The sequence below is a fragment of the Gillisia sp. CAL575 genome, from assembly GCF_000403785.1.
In the GTDB taxonomy this organism is placed as follows: domain Bacteria; phylum Bacteroidota; class Bacteroidia; order Flavobacteriales; family Flavobacteriaceae; genus Gillisia.
Genome location: NZ_APHJ01000023.1, coordinates 47,557 through 65,141 on the forward strand (window position 1 = coordinate 47,557; position 17,585 = coordinate 65,141).

Here is a 17,585-nt window from a genome sequence, read left to right on the forward strand (position 1 = left end):
AAATGAAAATAGCAAATTTTATAATTGACCAAGATTCACCAGTTTTTATTATTGCCGAGTTATCTGCCAATCACAATGGTAGTATAGTAACAGCAATAGAAACAGTAAAAGCCGCAAAACGAGCAGGTGCTAATTGTATTAAATTACAAACATTTACAGCTGATACCATCACATTAGATTCAAAAAAGGAAGATTTTAGAATTAACCAAGGCACACTTTGGGATGGGCAATATTTACATGATCTATATAAAACGACATTTTTACCTTGGGAATGGCATGAAAAAATTATGCAGGTTGCCAAAGAAGAAGGTTTGATTTGTTTTTCATCGCCATTTGATCCGACTTCAGTAGAATTTTTAGAAAAATTAAACGTTCCTGCATATAAAATCGCGTCTTTTGAGATTACCGATATTCCTTTGATCGAATTGGTTGCCTCTAAAGGAAAACCGGTTATAATTTCAACCGGAATTGCCGGGCAGGGAGATATAGAGTTGGCTTTGGATGCCTGCAAAAGAATGGGTAATAATGATATTGCTTTATTAAAATGTACATCTTCCTATCCCGCACCTATTGACGAAGCCAATATGGTTATGGTAAAAGATCTGGCAGAACGCTATGGAGTGATCTCCGGTTTGTCGGATCATACAATGGGAAATACCGTACCTGTGGTAGCTACCTGCTTCGGTGCAAAAATTATTGAAAAACATTTTATCTTAGATAAAACGATTGGAGGTGCAGATGCTTCCTTCTCTATGGATGAGATGGAATTTACTGAAATGGTAAAAGCGGTAAGAGAGGCAGAAAAAGCGATTGGGAAGGTAGATTATACCTTAACCGAAAAACAAAAAAAAGGCAGGGAGTTTTCCCGGTCTTTATATGTGGTGGAAGATATTAAGACAGGGGAAGTTATTACTGAAAAAAATGTGAGGTCTATTAGGCCAGGTTTTGGGATGCATCCAAAATATTACGATCAAATTATTGGTCAGAAATTTTCTAAAGGAGTGGAAAAAGGGGATCGGCTTACCAAAGATTCCATTATTGGCTTTAAATAGCTAAAAAATTCCGTTTTAACATTATAGACACTGTATTGTAGATTTAAAGCAACGGATTCCGTATTTTATAATTATTTAGAGATATGCTAAGTTTTAATTTTTATTTTTTTCCTTATCAATTTATTTTTTTCCGATAAAAAGATTTTTAATAGACAAGCATTAATTTTTTATGATAATATCTAATGACTGTATAGACAACTTGTTATATTCTGCTATAAGAAGTGATAAACATTTAATGGTAAGAAAGAAATCTTATTTTAAGAGAGCCTTGCAATTAATTTATCTGTATGGTTCAGTAAAAAAGAAAATATACTTTCCGAAAAATCGCAAGGTCGTATTAAATTATTTAGATAAAAGTTACATTGATTTCAATGATTTTAAAGGAAGTCAGGAGTATAAATTTGACTTGGAGGAAAGTGAGCTTAAGCCTTTATACATAGCAGAATTATTAATAATTGCAGCGTTTCTATTAAATTTTAAAGGGGCTCAAAGATTCTTTCTAAAAGCATCTACAAATATAATTGTTAAACTGATAAAAAGCAGGAAAATTGAGGCGCTGATATGTGGACACCCAGATCTTCTAATTTCGTTTTTAGGGTTTTGTTTAAAAAAAGAAAATAAAGAAGTAATCACTGTACAACACGGAATTTACAATTTATCTTCTTATGAGGTATTATGGTGGGAAAAGGAGATAGCAAATGCAATAATCGTCTATGGGCAAGAATTCAAGGAGTTATACATTAAGCAAGGAGTACAACCTGAAAAGGTAAAATTAGGGACACCTTATTTTAACAGTGCTTTTAAACAAAGAGAATCGCAGTGCGTAAAGCCGGAAATTAGTAAAGGGAAGGTTATTTTTTTAGGGCAACAGCTTTATAAAATTAGTGATATGGTTTTTGAAGGTTATAATGAATTTATTTCCTTTCTTATAAATTATTATAAAAATAAACAGGTGGAAGTATACTATAAGCCTCATCCCAGAGAAGATATTCAACAGAGTTTAACATCGGCCAATATTTCTGCTTTGAAAATTTACGAAAAGGAAGGAAAACCTGAAGATTTATATAATAACTTCGACCTCTATTTTTCTGTCAATTCTTCCATTCTAATTGAACTTTATCTTCAACAAAAAATTTGTTATCAGGTGGATATTACTATAGGTGATTTTGAATATGATAATTTTAAGAATTTTACAGGAATTCCAATGGTCAATATTCAAACATTAGCCAATAAATTAGAAATAGAAAAATATCACTTTCATTACAGCCCAGATTACCTTAATATTCAATTAAATAATAATGAATACATGGTTAACCTTGTTAAAGGATTAATTGAAAAGAGTATTATTGAATAGATTCTAAATGAAGTTTTCTAAACAAGAAATAATATGATAAGAGTTCTATTTTTGATTGATACCCTTTTAACTGGAGGAGCTGAGAAAAGCCTTGTGTCTATAGCCTCGAAATTCACACAAGTGGAACCTGTGTTTGTTCACATTTATGATGGAAATTTTTTAGAAAAATCATTAAAAGGTTTTGGTATAAAAGTATTTTCTTTAGGGGTTAAAAGAAATTATAACTTTGATGATGCAACAGCTAGGTTGTTACCAATTTTACAAGAAGTGAAACCAGATATTATTCATTCTACACTTTTCAATTCTGATATAGTGGCTAGAAGAATAAAGGCTAAATATCCGGTACTTTTAATTAACAGCTTCGTAAATAATTCTTATACAGCTCAACGCTATTCTAATTCCTCAATAATCAATAAATTTAAATTATTTCTTTTTCAGCAATATGATAAATTTTCTGCTAGTAACGTGGATCTCTTTATTTCTAATTCGGAAGCTATCAAATTAACAAATGCATCGGCATTGAATATACCTCATCAAAAAATAAAGGTAATTCATAGAGGTCGAGAAATTTCTCAATTTCAACCCATATCTTCTCATCAGAAAGAAAGTTTGAAGAGAGAGTTAAAATTAAGCGATGAAACAGTTCTATTGAATGTTGGTAGATTATTAGAACGAAAAGGGCAAATGGATCTTTTAGTAGCTTTTAAAAAGCTTGTTTTAACTCAACCAAATTTAAAACTGTTAATAGCGGGAGAAGGTTCCTTTAAAAACAACCTTAAAGAATTTATTGATAATAATGGCTTGGCTTCAAAAGTTATGTTGTTAGGTAACAGAAATGATATCTCAGATTTGTTGCAACTTGCTGATTATTTTATATTCCCTAGTTGGTATGAAGGACTTCCGGGGTCTTTAATTGAAGCAATGATGGCTGGTACTCCCATAGTTGCCTCTGATATCCCTGAAAATTTAGAATGCATATCTCGTAAAACTGGTCTTATTTTTGAAACCAAGAATTCTGATGACCTAAAAACCAAGATAATTACTGCATTGAATGATAGGGATGGTATGTTGGAAAAATCAAGGTTGGCCAAATTAGTTGCATTGGAAAAATTTGATATAAATAAAATAGCTAGTGTGTATGAGAAGACATATTTAGATCTAATCGAAAAAAAATCTTTAAATGGGTAAAAACTACACTTCTATTAACTTTTTTTCCAGTGACACGCGTGCAGATTTAAACAGGTACAGTACTAATTATAGTTTTAAATCTTTTTGCAAAGCGGTTTTGACTCATCCTGGGGCAAGATTTATGTTTTTATACAGAAAATGTCAAGAGACCTCAAATAAAAGTATTTTCGGATTATTTTACCGTTTTTGGTTTTCTAGGATAAGTAGAAGAAGTGCTATAGAGATTCCCCATGCTTGTAAATTAGGGCGCGGTCTTTACATGGGGCATTTTAAGGCTATTATAATCAATCAGAACGCTAAGATAGGTGTCAATTGTAATATTAGTCAGGGAGTAACTATTGGAAGAGAAAGCCGAGGAAAGAGAGAAGGTAGTCCTAAAATTGGGGACAGAGTTTTAATAGGTGCAAATTCTGTGGTGGTTGGGAATATTAGTATTGGAGATGATGTATTAATTGCTCCTTTAACATTCGTTAATTTTGATGTTCCCGCTAACTCGGTTGTGCTGGGAAATCCGGCCAAAATTGTGTCAAATAAAGGAAGTCATGGGTATATTAAAAAAATTTTAATATGAACAAAATGATTGGGGAAATTAAATTAAAAACAGAGATTGCAGAAATGACGGTGATTATGCCTGTTTATAACCGGAGAGATGCAGTTAAAAATGCTATCTTCAGTGTATTAAACCAATCGTTTCCCGATTTTGAACTGATTATTGTTGATGATTGTTCTACTGATGGTTCTTGGGAATTTTGTAATTCTATAAATGATAGACGTATAAGAACTTTTAAGCTGCCAAAAAATTCTGGGGCCGCTGTTGCTAGAAACTTTGGAATTTCCAAAAGTCTAGGAAAATATATTTCTTTTTTAGATAGTGATGACACCTTTGAAGAAAATTTTTTGAAAATCTCTAAGGAAACTTTGGATGATACTGCACAAAAAATCGGTTTTATGTGGACCGGTAGAAGAATTATATTAAACGGAAAAATTCATGAAGAAGTTTGGAGGCCATTGGGAACTTCATCTTACTCGATTTTTCTTAAAAATATTAGAATAGGCACTGGGGCGGGAGTTACAATAAAAAGAGAAGTTTTCGAAAAATGCGGAAATTTTGATATGACCCTTCCGGCCGCAGAGGATACTGACTTTTTTTTTAGAATCTCTCAGCATTTTGATTTCACATATTCTGAAGAGATTTTAGTCAATATATATAAGAACAATATTGATAGGATGTCCAAAAATTATAAAAATCAAGCAACAGCCTATAATTTATTTTTAACACAACATTCAACGGAAATAGGTAAAGACCCAGAATTAGAAAGAATTTATTTTTATAAACTGATGTGGTTAAACTTTCATCTCAATGATAAGGTTAAAGCAAAGGAATATTTTAGAAAAATACCAAGAAATTCCTTAAAGTTTAGTTTGAAGATTTTATTTGTTTATAACATCTATTTTTACCTTCCTTTACGAATTGCTTCCTATATTCATGGAAAACTAGCAGATTGAAAGATCTTTTTTGTTAAATATATTTTGAATTAAATTAATGTTTGAAGTTTTAGTATATCATAAGATACATAATGTAATAAATTTTGAAAGGCAAATTGTTTTTCTGAAGAAAAAGTATACTATTCTTAATTTAGATAAATTTAAAGAAAATATAAGACGTAATGATGATTATAATAAGCCTTCTTTATTACTAACTTTTGATGACGGAGATATTTCTTTTTATAAGAATGCTTTTCCTATATTAAAAAAGCATAATGTTCCTGCTGTAATTTTTGTCATTACTGATTTGATAAATACCAATAAACCATTTTGGTGGGATGCCATTCCTTATTACAATATAGATGTGGATGCTTCTAAACTTGTATGGGATGTAAAAAAAGTTCCTAACTATAGAAGAATTGAAATATTACAAGAATTAAAGAATAAATCAGGGAAGAAAGATTTAGAATATCCGCAATTAACTTATAACCAACTAGAGGAAATGGGCAAGTCGGGAATAAGTATAGCTAATCATTCTCATACTCATCCCATTTTTGATCAATGCTCCAATCAAGAATTACGGTATGAAATGGAATTTTCAATCAAAGTATTAAAAGAAAGAAATCATTATTATGATGTTTTTGCTTACCCAAATGGTAATTTCTCTTTAGAAAGCGAAGAAATTATTAGAGACTCTGGAATTAAATTTGCTTTTTTGTTTGACCATAAAATGAAGAAAAATCCTATAAATCCTTTACGGATATCTCGATTGATGGTGGATGACACTACTTCTCTTTGGAAATTTAAATTTATATTAAGTGGTCTTCATAGTAAAATACTACCCCTAAGAAAGAAAGTGGCAAAATGGTTGTAATTAATTATAGAAATTTTTAAAGATAGAGTGGATTGGAGTATAGAAGTTTAAATTTTGAGGATGACATAAATGAAGTAGTATTGCTTATAAATGATAATTTAGATCCACTTTATACTAAAGAATTAATTCTATGGAAACATCTTCATAATCCTTTTGGAAAGTCTATTGCCATGGTAGCTGTTATAGATGCTAAAATAGTTGGGGTAGTATTTTACATGCGCTATAATTTTGAAAATAATAAAGGCAAAATTGTTAAAACCATTAGACCTCTAGATGTTTGTACTGCCAGTAGCCAAAGAGGGAAAGGAATATTCAAAATCTTGTTGCAAAAATGTTTAGAAACCGCAAAAGATTATGATTTGCTGTTTTCAACTCCCAATAAAAATAGTTATCCCGAATTTATAAAACTTGGTTGGTCTGCTTTAAAAGATCAATATTATTTTAAAGTGGGAATAATTTCGCCCTTGAATTTTGGTAGAAGTTTAAAATTGAGCGAAGTTGATTTAAGTATAAATGTAAGCAGGAGTCAAAATAATCATAATTATCTTGTTACCGCTAATTCCTTAGAATTTATAAAATGGCGTTATAAAGATTCAGACTATAATATTAAACAATTTATTATAGATGGCAGTATGAATATGATAGTCTATAGAGTTGAAAAACTTAAAGGGATTAAGACTATAATACTATGTGACTATATGGGTGATGAAACTATAATAAATGAAGCTGTAAAATCTATTTCCCGTTTAGAAAACATCTTTGTTCTATATTGTTTAAATAATAGTATAACAAAGAATATTAAATTTATTTGGAGTAAAAAACAAGGGGATGCAATAATGATTTATAAAGAAAATAATTGCAATTTTAACGATAATATATCTATTTCTCTAGGCGATATAGAAGCTAGATTATAAGTAAACAAATTATAATATTTGAAAATCCTTCAACTTATACACAAGATCCAAAATAGAGGAGCAGAAACCTTTACTTGTCAACTTTCTAACCATTTAATAAAACTAGGGCACGAAGTAAAGATCGTAGCGCTTTACAATGGCTCGGCTACATTACCATTCAAAGGTGAAATTGAAATTCTCAATAATACTAAAAGCAATAGATTTCTTGATTTAAAACATTGGAAAAAACTTGCTAACATTATTTCTAATTTTCAACCGGACTTAGTTCAAGCTAATGCTGGAGACACTCTTAAATATGCCGTTTTTTCTAAAAAAGTTTTCAAATGGAAACAACCCATAGTTTTTAGAAATGCAAGTGAAGTGGGACGCTACTTAAAATCGCCTTTACAGAAAGGCTTAAATAAATTATTATACAAAAATGTTGATTGGGTAGTATCTGTATCTCAGGCATCTAGAAAAGATTTGATCTCTCATTTTCCGTTTTTAAATGGAAGAGTGGATGTTGTTGGGGTAGGATTAGATTCTTTTGAACTGCAAAGTCCTAAAGTTTTAAAACCAGTAGAAAAAAAACATATTATTCACATAGGTGGATTTTCTTTTGAAAAAAACCATCAAGGTTTATTGGATATTTTTGAACTACTCTCCAAAGAAAGAAATGATATTCATTTACACCTAATTGGTGATGGACCACTTAAGGCTGATGTAGAGTTGCTAGCTGCACAAAGGAATTTATTAGATAAGATAACTTTCTATGGATTTGTTAATGATCCATTATCTTATTTACAGTCAGGTGATATTTTAGTTTTGCCTAGTATAATAGAAGGTTTACCGGGGGTTATATTGGAGGCTATGCTCTGTAAAACACCAGTTGTAGCATTTAATGTTGGAGGAATTTCTGAAGTTTTAAATACCGCTACAGGGAGTTTAATAATTCCTGGAGATAATACATCGTTTGTAAATGCAATTATAGAGACTTTAAAGCAGCCTAATTCAGATCAATTAGAAAAGGCCTATAGTCTGGTAACCACTGAGTTTATGAATGCTCAATTAGCGTTAAATTTCGTTAATTCTTATCAAAAACTTGTTCCCATTTTATAATAAGGTATTTTTGCAGTTCAATCAAAATTAACCTTTCTAATCTTGTATGCAAAAAATAAAAGTTCTTCATATAATAAAGTCATTAGGGAGAGGAGGAGCAGAAACCTTACTGCCGGAAACCCTTAAGCTACATAATAGCGAAAAATTTGAATTTCATTATATTTATTTTCTTCCATGGAAAGATCAAATGGTCGATGCTATAGAAGTACAAGGCGGAAAAGTTACCTGTTTGGCTGCTAGTAATAATTTAAAATTATTGCAACAATATCCGGCTGTGATTAACTATTGTAAAAAACATGCTATAGACTTAATTCACTGCCATTTACCATGGTCTGGGTTTTTAGGAAGAATTGTTTATGCTAAAACCAAAATCCCTGTAATTTATACGGAGCACAATATTCAGGAGCGTTATCATATTATTACTAAGCTTCTTAATAAATCCACTTTTAATAGTCAAAGCATTGCCTTAGGTGTTTCCAAAGATGTGTCCCGCTCTATTAAACAACATATAAAACCTAAAATCCCTATTCAGACATTATTGAACGGAGTTAACACAGATAAATTCACCAGAAATCCACTCAAAGCACAGAGTATACGTGATCAATACGGTATTCCTGAAGAAGCTGTTGTAATTGGTAACATTGCTGTTTTTAGAGAACAAAAATGTATTCCAGATTGGTTAAATGCTTTCAAAAAAATTAGTGATAAAAATAACAATACCTATGGTCTTTTAGTAGGAGCAGGGCCTTTAGAAACAGAAATAAAGACACTTGTAAAAGAGTTGAAACTTGAAAAGAATGTGATCCTTCCAGGTTTACAAACCGATACGGTTTCCTATTTTTCTGCAATGGATATTTTTATGATGAGTTCTGCATTTGAAGGATTACCCATAGCTTTATTAGAAGCAATGAGCATGCAATGTGCTGTTATTTCTACTAGAGCCGGAGGTGTAGTAGAAGTTGTGAGAGATTCCAAAGACGGATTATTGTGCGATGTTGGCGATACTAAAAATATGGCTGATTTAGCTGTAGGTCTTTTAAATGATAAAGATAAAAGAGTTGCCTTTCAAAATGCAGCTCGTGCCAGAGTAGTGGATTCATTTAGTTTGACGAATATGGTTTCCGAACTTGAGAAGGTATATACTAAATGTAATGAAGTATGATATTAAGGGAAGCTAATATCGAGGATATTCCTGAAATAGTGAAAGTGCTTAAACTAAGTTTGGGAGAGCAAGATTTACCGCTATCTGAATCTATTTGGAATTTCAAGCATAAGGAAAATCCTTTTGGTAAATCTTTGGTCTTTGTAGCGGAAGAAGATAATAATATTGTTGGAGTTAGAGCTTTTATGAGATGGGAATGGAAAGTGGGAGATAAAATCTATCAAACTTTTAGAGCAGTTGATACGGCAACCCATCCATCACATCAAGGGAAGGGCATTTTTAAGAAACTGACTCTTAAAGCGGTTGAAGTTGCTAAAGAAAATGGAGATAAGTTCATCTTTAATACCCCTAATGATCAGAGTAGGCCGGGCTATTTGAAAATGGGATGGCAACAAGTAGACAAATTGAAGGTTGCCTTAAGGCCTGCGTACCATTCATTTTGGAAGTTTATAGACGGAACAGCTACGGAATATTCTACAAACATTCAATGCAGTCTAATGCAGATCGATCAATTGTGTAATGATTGGAATGATAAATTTGTAAATCGTAAAACTTTAATAACTCCAAAATCCGCAAAATTTCTCTCTTGGAGATATGAGAAAAATCCGCTTCAGAAATATGAGATATATGCAAAAAACGGACTTTATCTCGCGGCATATATTAAAATAAGGAAAGGATTAAAAGAACTTAGAATTTCAGAGTGTATTTATAATGGAAACTCCAAATCTGAAATCACTAGAATAGTTAAATCTTTTTCAATTAAATTTGGAGCTCATTTTATTTCCTATTCTCCAGAACTTTTGGAATTAAAATGGAATTTAGTTAGTTCCAATATTGGTCCGATATTAACTTTGAAAGACCTTAATTTGGATGAAGAGGAAAAATTGCAGTTTGAAGAAATTCATAATTGGGGTTATTCTTTGGGTGATCTAGAATTGTTTTAAGATGTTAGGAGTATTATTTTTAATCATTTTATTTTTTGGACTGAATCAAATATTTTATTCAGTCTTTCAAAAAAGACATGCCTTTTTTGATAAGAAAAAAATGACATTATTATACCTTTATCATTTGGTTTTTTATGGGGTATATACTTGGTATGCTTATAATAATCCTTCAGATTCCAAGAATTATTTTAATGAGTTAGAGGTGCATACAGGTAGCTGGTTCGACCTATGGGGGACAGATACCACCTTTATTAATTTTTTATCGTATCCGTTCCATCAACTTGGATTTAATTATGACATGCTTATGGTTACATTCGCGTGGTTTGGATATTTAGGCTTTCTCTATGCTTATTTATTCATAAGAGAGAAAATTCCAATTAAAATTACAGTTTTTAAGAAGTTAGATTTACTCACCTTAATTTTATTTTTTCCTAATATGCATTTTTGGACCGCTTCTTTAGGAAAAGGTTCTGCTATTTTTCTGGGCTTAATGATGTTTACCTATGCCATTATTGCTCCAAAGGCTAGGTTGCGATTATTAATATTCTCTTCCGCAGTTATTTTTTATATTAGACCTCACGTATTTATGTTTGTTGCAATTGGGGCAATTTTGGGAAATATGAGTGGGAAGGAGAAAATCCCTTTGTGGCAGAAATTTATGGTTTTCGTTGTAATGATAGGGGCATTAGTATTATTGCAAGATCAAATATTGGGTGTAATGAATTTACAGAATTCAGATAACATTTTAGAAGATTTTGAAGAGGCAGCTGAGAAAAATTCGGAAGATTTAAGTAAGGCAGGCTCTGGTGTAGATATGTCAGCTTATCCTTTACCCTTAAAACTATTTACATTTTGGTTTAGACCCTTATTTTTTGATGCTCCAAATATATTGGGTCTAATAACATCTGTGGAAAATCTCTTATATCTCCTATTGTTCTTTAAGATATGTAAAAAGGATTTTATAAAATTCATTAGAAAATCACCTGCATTGGTAAAGATGAGTTTGGTGATATTTTTTACGGCTTCCTTTGCCATGACCTTCGTAATGTCCAATTTAGGAATCATTATGCGACAGAAGACAATGGTTATGTATTTTCTGTTCTTCGTGATTTATTATTATTTAGCAGAGAAAAAATATTTTAAGATTTTAGAACTAAAAAAACGAAAGGAAAAACTAAGAGCTTCTATAAGTATAAATGAAAATCCTCTTGGTAATTTATAATTGAAAATTATGTCTAAAAAAGGCTGCTTAGTTATCTCATTAGATTTCGAATTAATTTGGGGTGTATTTGATACTGTTGAAATTAAGGATAAAACTGAATATTTTTTAAATACTAGAAAAGTAATTCCAGAAATTTTGGAGTTATTTAAAAGGTCTTCAATTCATGCTACGTGGGCAAGTGTTGGAATGCTCTTTAATAATAACTGGACAGAATGGAATTGTCATAGATCTAAGCAAGAACCAAGATATGCCAATTCTAAACTCTCATCGTATTTATATGGAGAGAGTATTCAAAAATTTGATTTTAGAGATATTTGTTTTGCTCCAGAATTAATAAAAGAAATTTACGAGACTAATGGACAGGAAATGGCTACACATACCTATTCTCATTACTATTGTTTAGAACAAGGGCAAGGAAAAGAATCATTTCGACAGGATTTGGTACAAGCAATCGCAGTGGCATCTAAAATTGGAATCGAACTAAAATCTTTGGTCTTTCCTAGAAATCAAATCAAACAGGAATATTTAAAAGTTTGTGAATCATTGGGGATTCAAAATGTGCGGTCTAATCCGGATAACTGGTATTGGAAAGATACTAGTGCGAGCGGACTAAGCTCTAAAATAGCTAGAACAGCCGATGCTTATGTCAATTTAGGTAAGAAGTCATATCCGTTCTCAGATCTTAAAGCGAAAAAAGGTTTTCCTCTAGAACAGAAGGCAAGTAGGTTTTTAAGACCAGTTGAAGGAAATTCTTCTTTGCGTAAGCTTAAATTGAAAAGAATTAAGAGCGAAATGACAACTGCGGCAAAAAATGCTGAGGTTTATCATTTGTGGTGGCATCCACATAACTTTGGAGACCAGCCAGAAGAAAGTTTATTAGATCTATCTGAAATTATAAAACATTTTGAATTCTTAAGAACTAAATATGGGTTTCAGTCTTTCAATATGATGGAATTAGGCAACAAGGTTATTTAACTCAAATTGAATAACTAAATAACAACTTTAATTATCTTTGCAAGCTTAAAATATTTTATATGTGCGGAATTAACGGAGTCTTATTCCAAGGGAAACATGAACCTGAAGCTATAGGCAAGGTGTTGTCTAAAATGAATATGGAGATAATCCATAGGGGACCAGATCAGGATGGTTTTTTTGTGAAAGATGATGATCAGTATGCTGTAGGTTTTGCCATGAGGAGATTGTCTATTATAGATCTCAGCACAGGGAAACAACCTATGTTTTCTGAAGATGGAAATATATGTATTGTGTTTAATGGAGAGATATATAATTATCTTAAACTTAAAGATCTACTGCAAAAGAAGGGTGCAAAGTTTTACACAACATCGGATACAGAAGTTATCCTCCGTCTCTATGAAAATTTTGGCTCAAAAGCTTTTGCTATGCTCGATGGTATGTTTGCATTTAGTATATATGATAGTAATCTAAATAAGATCTTAATAGCTAGAGACTATTTTGGTGAAAAACCTCTTTATTATACCAAAAATAACGGAAATCTTATTTGGGGTTCAGAGCTTAAATCTATAATTTCCGTAATAGGGCAAAAGCCAGAGATCTCTAAACAAGGTTTGAATTTATATTTTCAGCTTACTTATATTCCTGCTCCTTACACAATATATAGTGATATTAATAAACTGGAAGCTAATCACTATATGGAGATTAATTGTAATGATCAATCTTACAATATTGTAGAAATAGAACAAAACTTTAAAAAGGAAGTTGATCCTAATATCTCCTTTGAAAAAGCAAAAGAATTAACACATACTCTTATTAATAATAGCGTTTCATCTAGATCTATAGCAGATGTACCATTGGGCACATTTTTGTCTGGTGGAGTAGATTCTTCTATAGTTTCTTTAGCGTTATCAAAACAGACTAATACCAAGATAGATACCTTCTCTGTAGGTTTTGAGAAGAAGTCTTTTGACGAATCTGACAAGGCTAGGACAGTTGCGAAATTAATAAATAGTAATCATCATGAATTTATAGTTTCTGTAGATGATCTTAAAAGTAATATAGATGATATTCTGCTAAATTTTGATGAGCCTTTTGCAGATTCTTCATCTTTACCAACATATCTAGTAGCACATAAGACTAGACAACATGTTAAGGTAGCTCTAACTGGTGACGGTGGCGATGAAGTTTTTGGTGGTTATAATAAGTATTACATGGGTAAATTAAATGCGAAATACGCTTCAATTATACCTCGTGGTGCACACGCTACCTTAAAAAGCCTTTTAAATCCAGTTTTATCAACGAAAGACGATAAGCGCGGAAAACGATTTAAGGTTAAAAAGCTGTTGAATGCAATTAATTATGAAGATGAATTCTATTATAACATTATTTCATTAGCATATCAAAATAGTGAAGTGGCTGCAATCCTGAAAAAGGAGGCTTATTTAAATGACTCCCTACAATACTTCAAAAATAAAATAGGGAAGAACAACAATACATTAACCGATTTCAGAAATATTGATAAAATTATAAGTTTGGAAGGTGATATGTTGGTGAAAGTTGACAGAACCAGTATGCTTACTTCTTTAGAAAGTCGTGCTCCATTTTTAAATAAAGAAATTTGGAATTTTACTTCTCAACTTCCCGAAGATTATTTAATGAAGGGTTGGAATAAAAAATATCTTTTAAAAGATTCGTTTAAACAATATTTTCCCGATCAGTTTCTCGACAAGTCCAAGAAAGGTTTCGGTGTTCCCGTAGGCGATTGGTTACGTGGATATCTTTCTGAAGAATTAAGATCTTACATAGAGAAAGAATTTTTAATAAAACAAGATCTATTTAATATAGAAGAAATTACAGAAATTGTAGAAAAGCATCTATCAGGAAAAGAGGATAACACCTTCAAGGTTTGGACATTCTTTTGTTTTCAAAAATGGTATAAACAAACCTACGAAGCTATTTCGTAGCTTATAAAATGCTTAATAATATGTAAAAAATCTACACTAATATGTAGATTTTTATTTTATAACTAGCCTAAATGTAGATCTTTTTGGACGTTAAATCTCGAAATATTATTTCACTGTTAGCGTAATTGCTTGTTTAATAAGAGGCAACAATATAATCAAGGCATCAAATCATATTTATATAAAGTTTGGCTATGATGTTGCATATCCCTTTGCTCAATTTTAAATTATGCAATTGGATACCGCACTTATATTGGATATTTTAGGGGCACTTTTTATAATTCCTTTTTTATATCTAGTTACTCAATTAATTTTTAATTCTCTTCAGAAAAAACATGATTTCTTTAATAGGAGATTATTGAATAAGTTATTTTATTATCACATGTTCTTTGGCGCTGTATATTATGTATATGCTTCTTTTCATCCATCAGATTCTCACAAATATTTTATATGGCCTCAAAATATTAATAAAAGTTGGTTAGACTTTTTAGGAACAGAAACCACCTTTGTGAATTTTATATCCTATCCATTTATAAATGGTTTAGGCTTTAGCTATGAAATGATGATGATTTTATATACATGGTTTGGGTTTCTTGGGTTTGTTTATGCATATCTTTTTTTTAAAGAGAATATTTCTTTGGAGATAAAAGTTTTCAAACATATTGACTTACTTACTTTAATTCTTTTTTTACCTAATATGCATTTTTGGACAGCTTCCATGGGAAAAGGAGCTATTATGTTTTTGGGTCTAATGCTTTTTGCCTTTTCTATTAAAAATCCCAAATCAAGAATTTTTGGATTGATAATTGGTTCCTTATTGGTATTCTACATTAGACCGCATATTTTCTTGCTGCTTACGGTTGGTGGTTTGGGTGGGTTTCTATTAGGTAAGGATAGTATCTCATGGAAGAAAAAAGGTTTTATTGGTTTATCAATAATAGCAGGGCTATTTTTAGTTCATGAGCAAATTTTGGCTGTTGTTCACTTAAACAATTCAAAAGATCTTTTAGGAGATTTTTTGAAATTTACTACGGCGAGATCAAATGATCTAGATAATGCTGGTTCCGGTGTTAATATGGCAGGTTATTCTTTACCAGAGAAATTCTTCACTTTTTGGTTCAGACCTTTATTTTTTGATGCTCCAGGTATTTTGGGAATTATTATCTCTGCAGAGAATTTGATTTACCTCTTGCTTTCTTTAAAAATTATTAAACTTGATTTTTTGAAATTTTTAAAAAATGCACCTATCAATGTAAGAATGAGTCTTTTGTTGTTTTTAATAACATCATTTGCAATGACTTTTGTAATGTCTAACTTGGGTATCATCATTAGACAAAAATCTATGGTCATGTATTTTCTGTTTTTTGTTATCTATTACTATCTTGCTCACGAAAAAACATTGTTGGATAAATTAAATTTAACAAACATAAATACGCCAAAATTAGAGATGCAGCGTAAAACTACATATGGATAAATCTACATATTTAATCGGTGAAATTGGTCAGAATCATAATGGTTCTGTAGAGTTGGCTAAATTAATTGTAGATGTAGCGGCCCGACCTATAGTTGATGATCTTTTTAGTCATCAATTAAAGAGTATGGACGCTATTAAGCTTACTAAGAGAGATCTGGATTATGAACTTTCCAAAACTGCTTTATCTAAAACATATACAAGTATTCATTCTTTCGGAAAAACATATGGTGAGCATAGGCAAGCTTTAGAACTCACATATGAAGAACATTTAGAGATTTATAACTATGCTAAGACTAAAAATTTAGACGTCGTAGAAACACTTTGCGCTCCCAGTTGTTTAAATATCTTAAATTATTTTACCCCAGATAAATTAAAAGTGGCCTCTCGAGATCTTACCAACTTACCCCTTTTAGAGGCTTTAGCTCAATCTAAAATACCAATAATACTTTCCACAGGAATGGGAGGCCAAGAAGAGTTGAATGAAGCTTTGGAGGTGATTTCCAAACATCACGAAAACATCTCTATACTTCATTGCGTTTCAGAATATCCAACTAATCCAATTCATGTAAATTTAAGATCTATCTCATATTTAAAGGAGCAATATCCTAATTACAATATAGGTTATTCAGATCATACTATTGGTATTTCAACTCCTATTGCAGCTGTTGCAATGGGAGCAAATATTATTGAGAAGCATTTAACATTAGATCGAAAAATGAAAGGTACAGATCAAGCTGGTTCTTTAGGAATTGATGGTTGTTGGAGAATGATTAGAGATATTAGACTGTTAGAATTATCTATGGGCCAAGAAGATGTTTTTATTGAACCAGCTGTGAAAGAGACTAAAATTAAATTAGAAAGATCTTTGGCTGTAAATAAGGATATTGCTATAGGATCAACAATAAATGAATCTGACTTGCATTTGCTTTCTCCTGGTGATGGATTTAAATGGTTAGATAAAGATCATATTCTTGGTAAGAAAGCTTTAATTCTTATTGAAAAAGATGAGTTGATTTATCCGAATATGATTTCTAAGTAAATTAAATTCAGACTTTAATTTTTCTAATGTTATTCTTCAATTCTTATTAGTTTGATTATTTTATCTTTAGCCAATGGAATCTATAGAAAATAATAAAATTAAAATTTCAACTTTGTCTTCTTCAGAGGAAATGAAAAATCGGGCAGAAATGTTAGTTCTTCATAATCAAAATCCTATTCCAGAAGATGAAAAAATTAATAATACCTCCCTATTTCTTAAAAGGCAAGAATTATCTAAAATATTATTTTTTAATGAGCTCTATCAAAAAGTTATAAAAGTTCATGGAATCATAATAGAATTTGGGTGCCGTTGGGGTCAAAATTTGGTAACCTTAAATAATCTTCGGGGAATCTATGAACCTTATAATTATAATAGAAGGATTGTAGGCTTTGATACATTTGCTGGATTTAATAAAACTCACGATAAAGATGGGAATAATGAAATTATAGCCGTTGGTAACTTTAACGTTACCAACGGCTATGAAAATTATTTGAATAAACTTTTAAAATATCATGAGGCAGAATCTCCTTTAAATCATATTTCTAAAAATTTACTAATCAAAGGGGACGCTGGGGAAGAATTGGAGAAATATCTTCAAGAAAATCCTCAAACACTAATCGCGTTTGCATGGTTTGATTTTGATCTTTATCAGCCTACAATAGAATGTTTAAAGCTCATTAAATCATATATTACTAAAGGCACAATTATAGGTTTTGATGAATTAAATGATCCCAAGTTTCCGGGTGAGACTATAGCCCTTTCTGAAGTTTTTGACTTGAAGGATTTAAATATAACAAGGAACAAATTTTCTGGAATGCAATCTTATATTGAATTTAATTAAAT

16 protein-coding genes are annotated in these 17,585 nt (G+C 31.0%); all 16 read left to right on the top strand.

The annotated features are described in order from the left end of the window. Positions 1-2 precede the first annotated feature (2 nt). The 16 genes from pseI (at position 3) to I130_RS06880 (ending at position 17,583) form a co-directional block, all read left to right on the top strand. The gene (pseI, locus tag I130_RS06805) at positions 3-1,052 is read left to right on the top strand and encodes a pseudaminic acid synthase (protein ID WP_034920698.1); all 1,050 of its coding nucleotides are present in this window, start codon (positions 3-5) and stop codon (positions 1,050-1,052) included. A 169-nt stretch (positions 1,053-1,221) separates the two neighbouring features. Then, positions 1,222-2,406 carry a polysialyltransferase family glycosyltransferase gene (locus tag I130_RS06810; protein WP_034920699.1) on the top strand — a complete coding sequence of 395 codons (1,185 nt, stop codon included), beginning with the start codon at positions 1,222-1,224 and terminating at the stop codon, positions 2,404-2,406. Between the two features lie 33 nt (positions 2,407-2,439). After that, the gene (locus tag I130_RS06815; RefSeq protein WP_034920700.1) at positions 2,440-3,594 is read left to right on the top strand and encodes a glycosyltransferase; all 1,155 of its coding nucleotides are present in this window, start codon (positions 2,440-2,442) and stop codon (positions 3,592-3,594) included. Continuing rightward, complete coding sequence (locus I130_RS06820; RefSeq protein WP_051119635.1) at positions 3,587-4,165, top strand: serine O-acetyltransferase; 579 nt, start codon at positions 3,587-3,589, stop codon at positions 4,163-4,165. The genes I130_RS06815 and I130_RS06820 overlap by 8 nt, the downstream gene beginning before the upstream one ends. Then, positions 4,162-5,100, top strand: coding sequence for a glycosyltransferase family 2 protein (locus I130_RS06825; protein WP_034920701.1), 939 nt, complete (start codon positions 4,162-4,164; stop codon positions 5,098-5,100). Before I130_RS06820 ends, I130_RS06825 begins: the two co-directional genes overlap by 4 nt. 37 nt (positions 5,101-5,137) lie before the next feature. Beyond that, entirely contained in the window at positions 5,138-5,953 is an 816-nt protein-coding gene (locus I130_RS06830) for a polysaccharide deacetylase family protein (protein ID WP_034920702.1), read from the top strand. A gap of 32 nt (positions 5,954-5,985) precedes the next feature. After that, on the top strand, positions 5,986-6,867 hold the full coding sequence (locus I130_RS06835) for a GNAT family N-acetyltransferase (protein WP_034920703.1): 882 nt from the start codon (positions 5,986-5,988) through the stop codon (positions 6,865-6,867). 18 nt (positions 6,868-6,885) lie between these two features. Beyond that, positions 6,886-7,965, top strand: coding sequence for a glycosyltransferase (locus I130_RS06840; RefSeq protein WP_034920704.1), 1,080 nt, complete (start codon positions 6,886-6,888; stop codon positions 7,963-7,965). Positions 7,966-8,011: 46 nt separating this feature from the next. Then, positions 8,012-9,127, top strand: a complete 1,116-nt coding sequence (locus I130_RS06845; protein WP_034920705.1) for a glycosyltransferase — start codon at positions 8,012-8,014, stop codon at positions 9,125-9,127. Continuing rightward, entirely contained in the window at positions 9,124-10,071 is a 948-nt protein-coding gene (locus I130_RS16210) for a GNAT family N-acetyltransferase (protein ID WP_051119636.1), read from the top strand. The genes I130_RS06845 and I130_RS16210 overlap by 4 nt, the downstream gene beginning before the upstream one ends. A gap of 100 nt (positions 10,072-10,171) precedes the next feature. Beyond that, entirely contained in the window at positions 10,172-11,293 is a 1,122-nt protein-coding gene (locus I130_RS06855) for a hypothetical protein (RefSeq protein ID WP_232224037.1), read from the top strand. Between the two features lie 9 nt (positions 11,294-11,302). Beyond that, a complete protein-coding gene (locus I130_RS06860; protein WP_034920707.1) occupies positions 11,303-12,268 on the top strand; it encodes a polysaccharide deacetylase family protein in 966 nt (321 codons plus the stop codon). A gap of 59 nt (positions 12,269-12,327) precedes the next feature. Beyond that, the gene (gene asnB, locus I130_RS06865) at positions 12,328-14,232 is read left to right on the top strand and encodes an asparagine synthase (glutamine-hydrolyzing) (protein ID WP_034920708.1); all 1,905 of its coding nucleotides are present in this window, start codon (positions 12,328-12,330) and stop codon (positions 14,230-14,232) included. Positions 14,233-14,458: 226 nt separating this feature from the next. Next, a complete protein-coding gene (locus I130_RS06870; protein WP_051119637.1) occupies positions 14,459-15,703 on the top strand; it encodes a hypothetical protein in 1,245 nt (414 codons plus the stop codon). Next, positions 15,696-16,742, top strand: coding sequence for an N-acetylneuraminate synthase family protein (locus I130_RS06875; RefSeq protein ID WP_034920709.1), 1,047 nt, complete (start codon positions 15,696-15,698; stop codon positions 16,740-16,742). The genes I130_RS06870 and I130_RS06875 overlap by 8 nt, the downstream gene beginning before the upstream one ends. A 73-nt stretch (positions 16,743-16,815) precedes the next feature. Further along, positions 16,816-17,583, top strand: a complete 768-nt coding sequence (locus tag I130_RS06880; protein WP_034920710.1) for a crotonobetainyl-CoA--carnitine CoA-transferase — start codon at positions 16,816-16,818, stop codon at positions 17,581-17,583. Positions 17,584-17,585 lie beyond the last annotated feature (2 nt).

What these genes read in the sequence shown, in the direction of transcription:
- pseI (WP_034920698.1), top strand. Translation starts at nt 3, where the DNA reads ATGAAAATAGCAAATTTTATAATTGACCAAGATTCACCAGTTTTTATT.
- I130_RS06830 (WP_034920702.1), top strand. Translation starts at nt 5,138, where the DNA reads ATGTTTGAAGTTTTAGTATATCATAAGATACATAATGTAATAAATTTT.
- I130_RS06810 (WP_034920699.1), top strand. Translation starts at nt 1,222, where the DNA reads ATGATAATATCTAATGACTGTATAGACAACTTGTTATATTCTGCTATA.
- asnB (WP_034920708.1), top strand. Translation starts at nt 12,328, where the DNA reads ATGTGCGGAATTAACGGAGTCTTATTCCAAGGGAAACATGAACCTGAA.
- I130_RS06880 (WP_034920710.1), top strand. Translation starts at nt 16,816, where the DNA reads ATGGAATCTATAGAAAATAATAAAATTAAAATTTCAACTTTGTCTTCT.
- I130_RS06875 (WP_034920709.1), top strand. Translation starts at nt 15,696, where the DNA reads ATGGATAAATCTACATATTTAATCGGTGAAATTGGTCAGAATCATAAT.
- I130_RS06820 (WP_051119635.1), top strand. Translation starts at nt 3,587, where the DNA reads ATGGGTAAAAACTACACTTCTATTAACTTTTTTTCCAGTGACACGCGT.
- I130_RS06815 (WP_034920700.1), top strand. Translation starts at nt 2,440, where the DNA reads ATGATAAGAGTTCTATTTTTGATTGATACCCTTTTAACTGGAGGAGCT.
- I130_RS06870 (WP_051119637.1), top strand. Translation starts at nt 14,459, where the DNA reads ATGCAATTGGATACCGCACTTATATTGGATATTTTAGGGGCACTTTTT.
- I130_RS06855 (WP_232224037.1), top strand. Translation starts at nt 10,172, where the DNA reads ATGACATTATTATACCTTTATCATTTGGTTTTTTATGGGGTATATACT.
- I130_RS06825 (WP_034920701.1), top strand. Translation starts at nt 4,162, where the DNA reads ATGAACAAAATGATTGGGGAAATTAAATTAAAAACAGAGATTGCAGAA.
- I130_RS06845 (WP_034920705.1), top strand. Translation starts at nt 8,012, where the DNA reads ATGCAAAAAATAAAAGTTCTTCATATAATAAAGTCATTAGGGAGAGGA.
- I130_RS16210 (WP_051119636.1), top strand. Translation starts at nt 9,124, where the DNA reads ATGATATTAAGGGAAGCTAATATCGAGGATATTCCTGAAATAGTGAAA.
- I130_RS06860 (WP_034920707.1), top strand. Translation starts at nt 11,303, where the DNA reads ATGTCTAAAAAAGGCTGCTTAGTTATCTCATTAGATTTCGAATTAATT.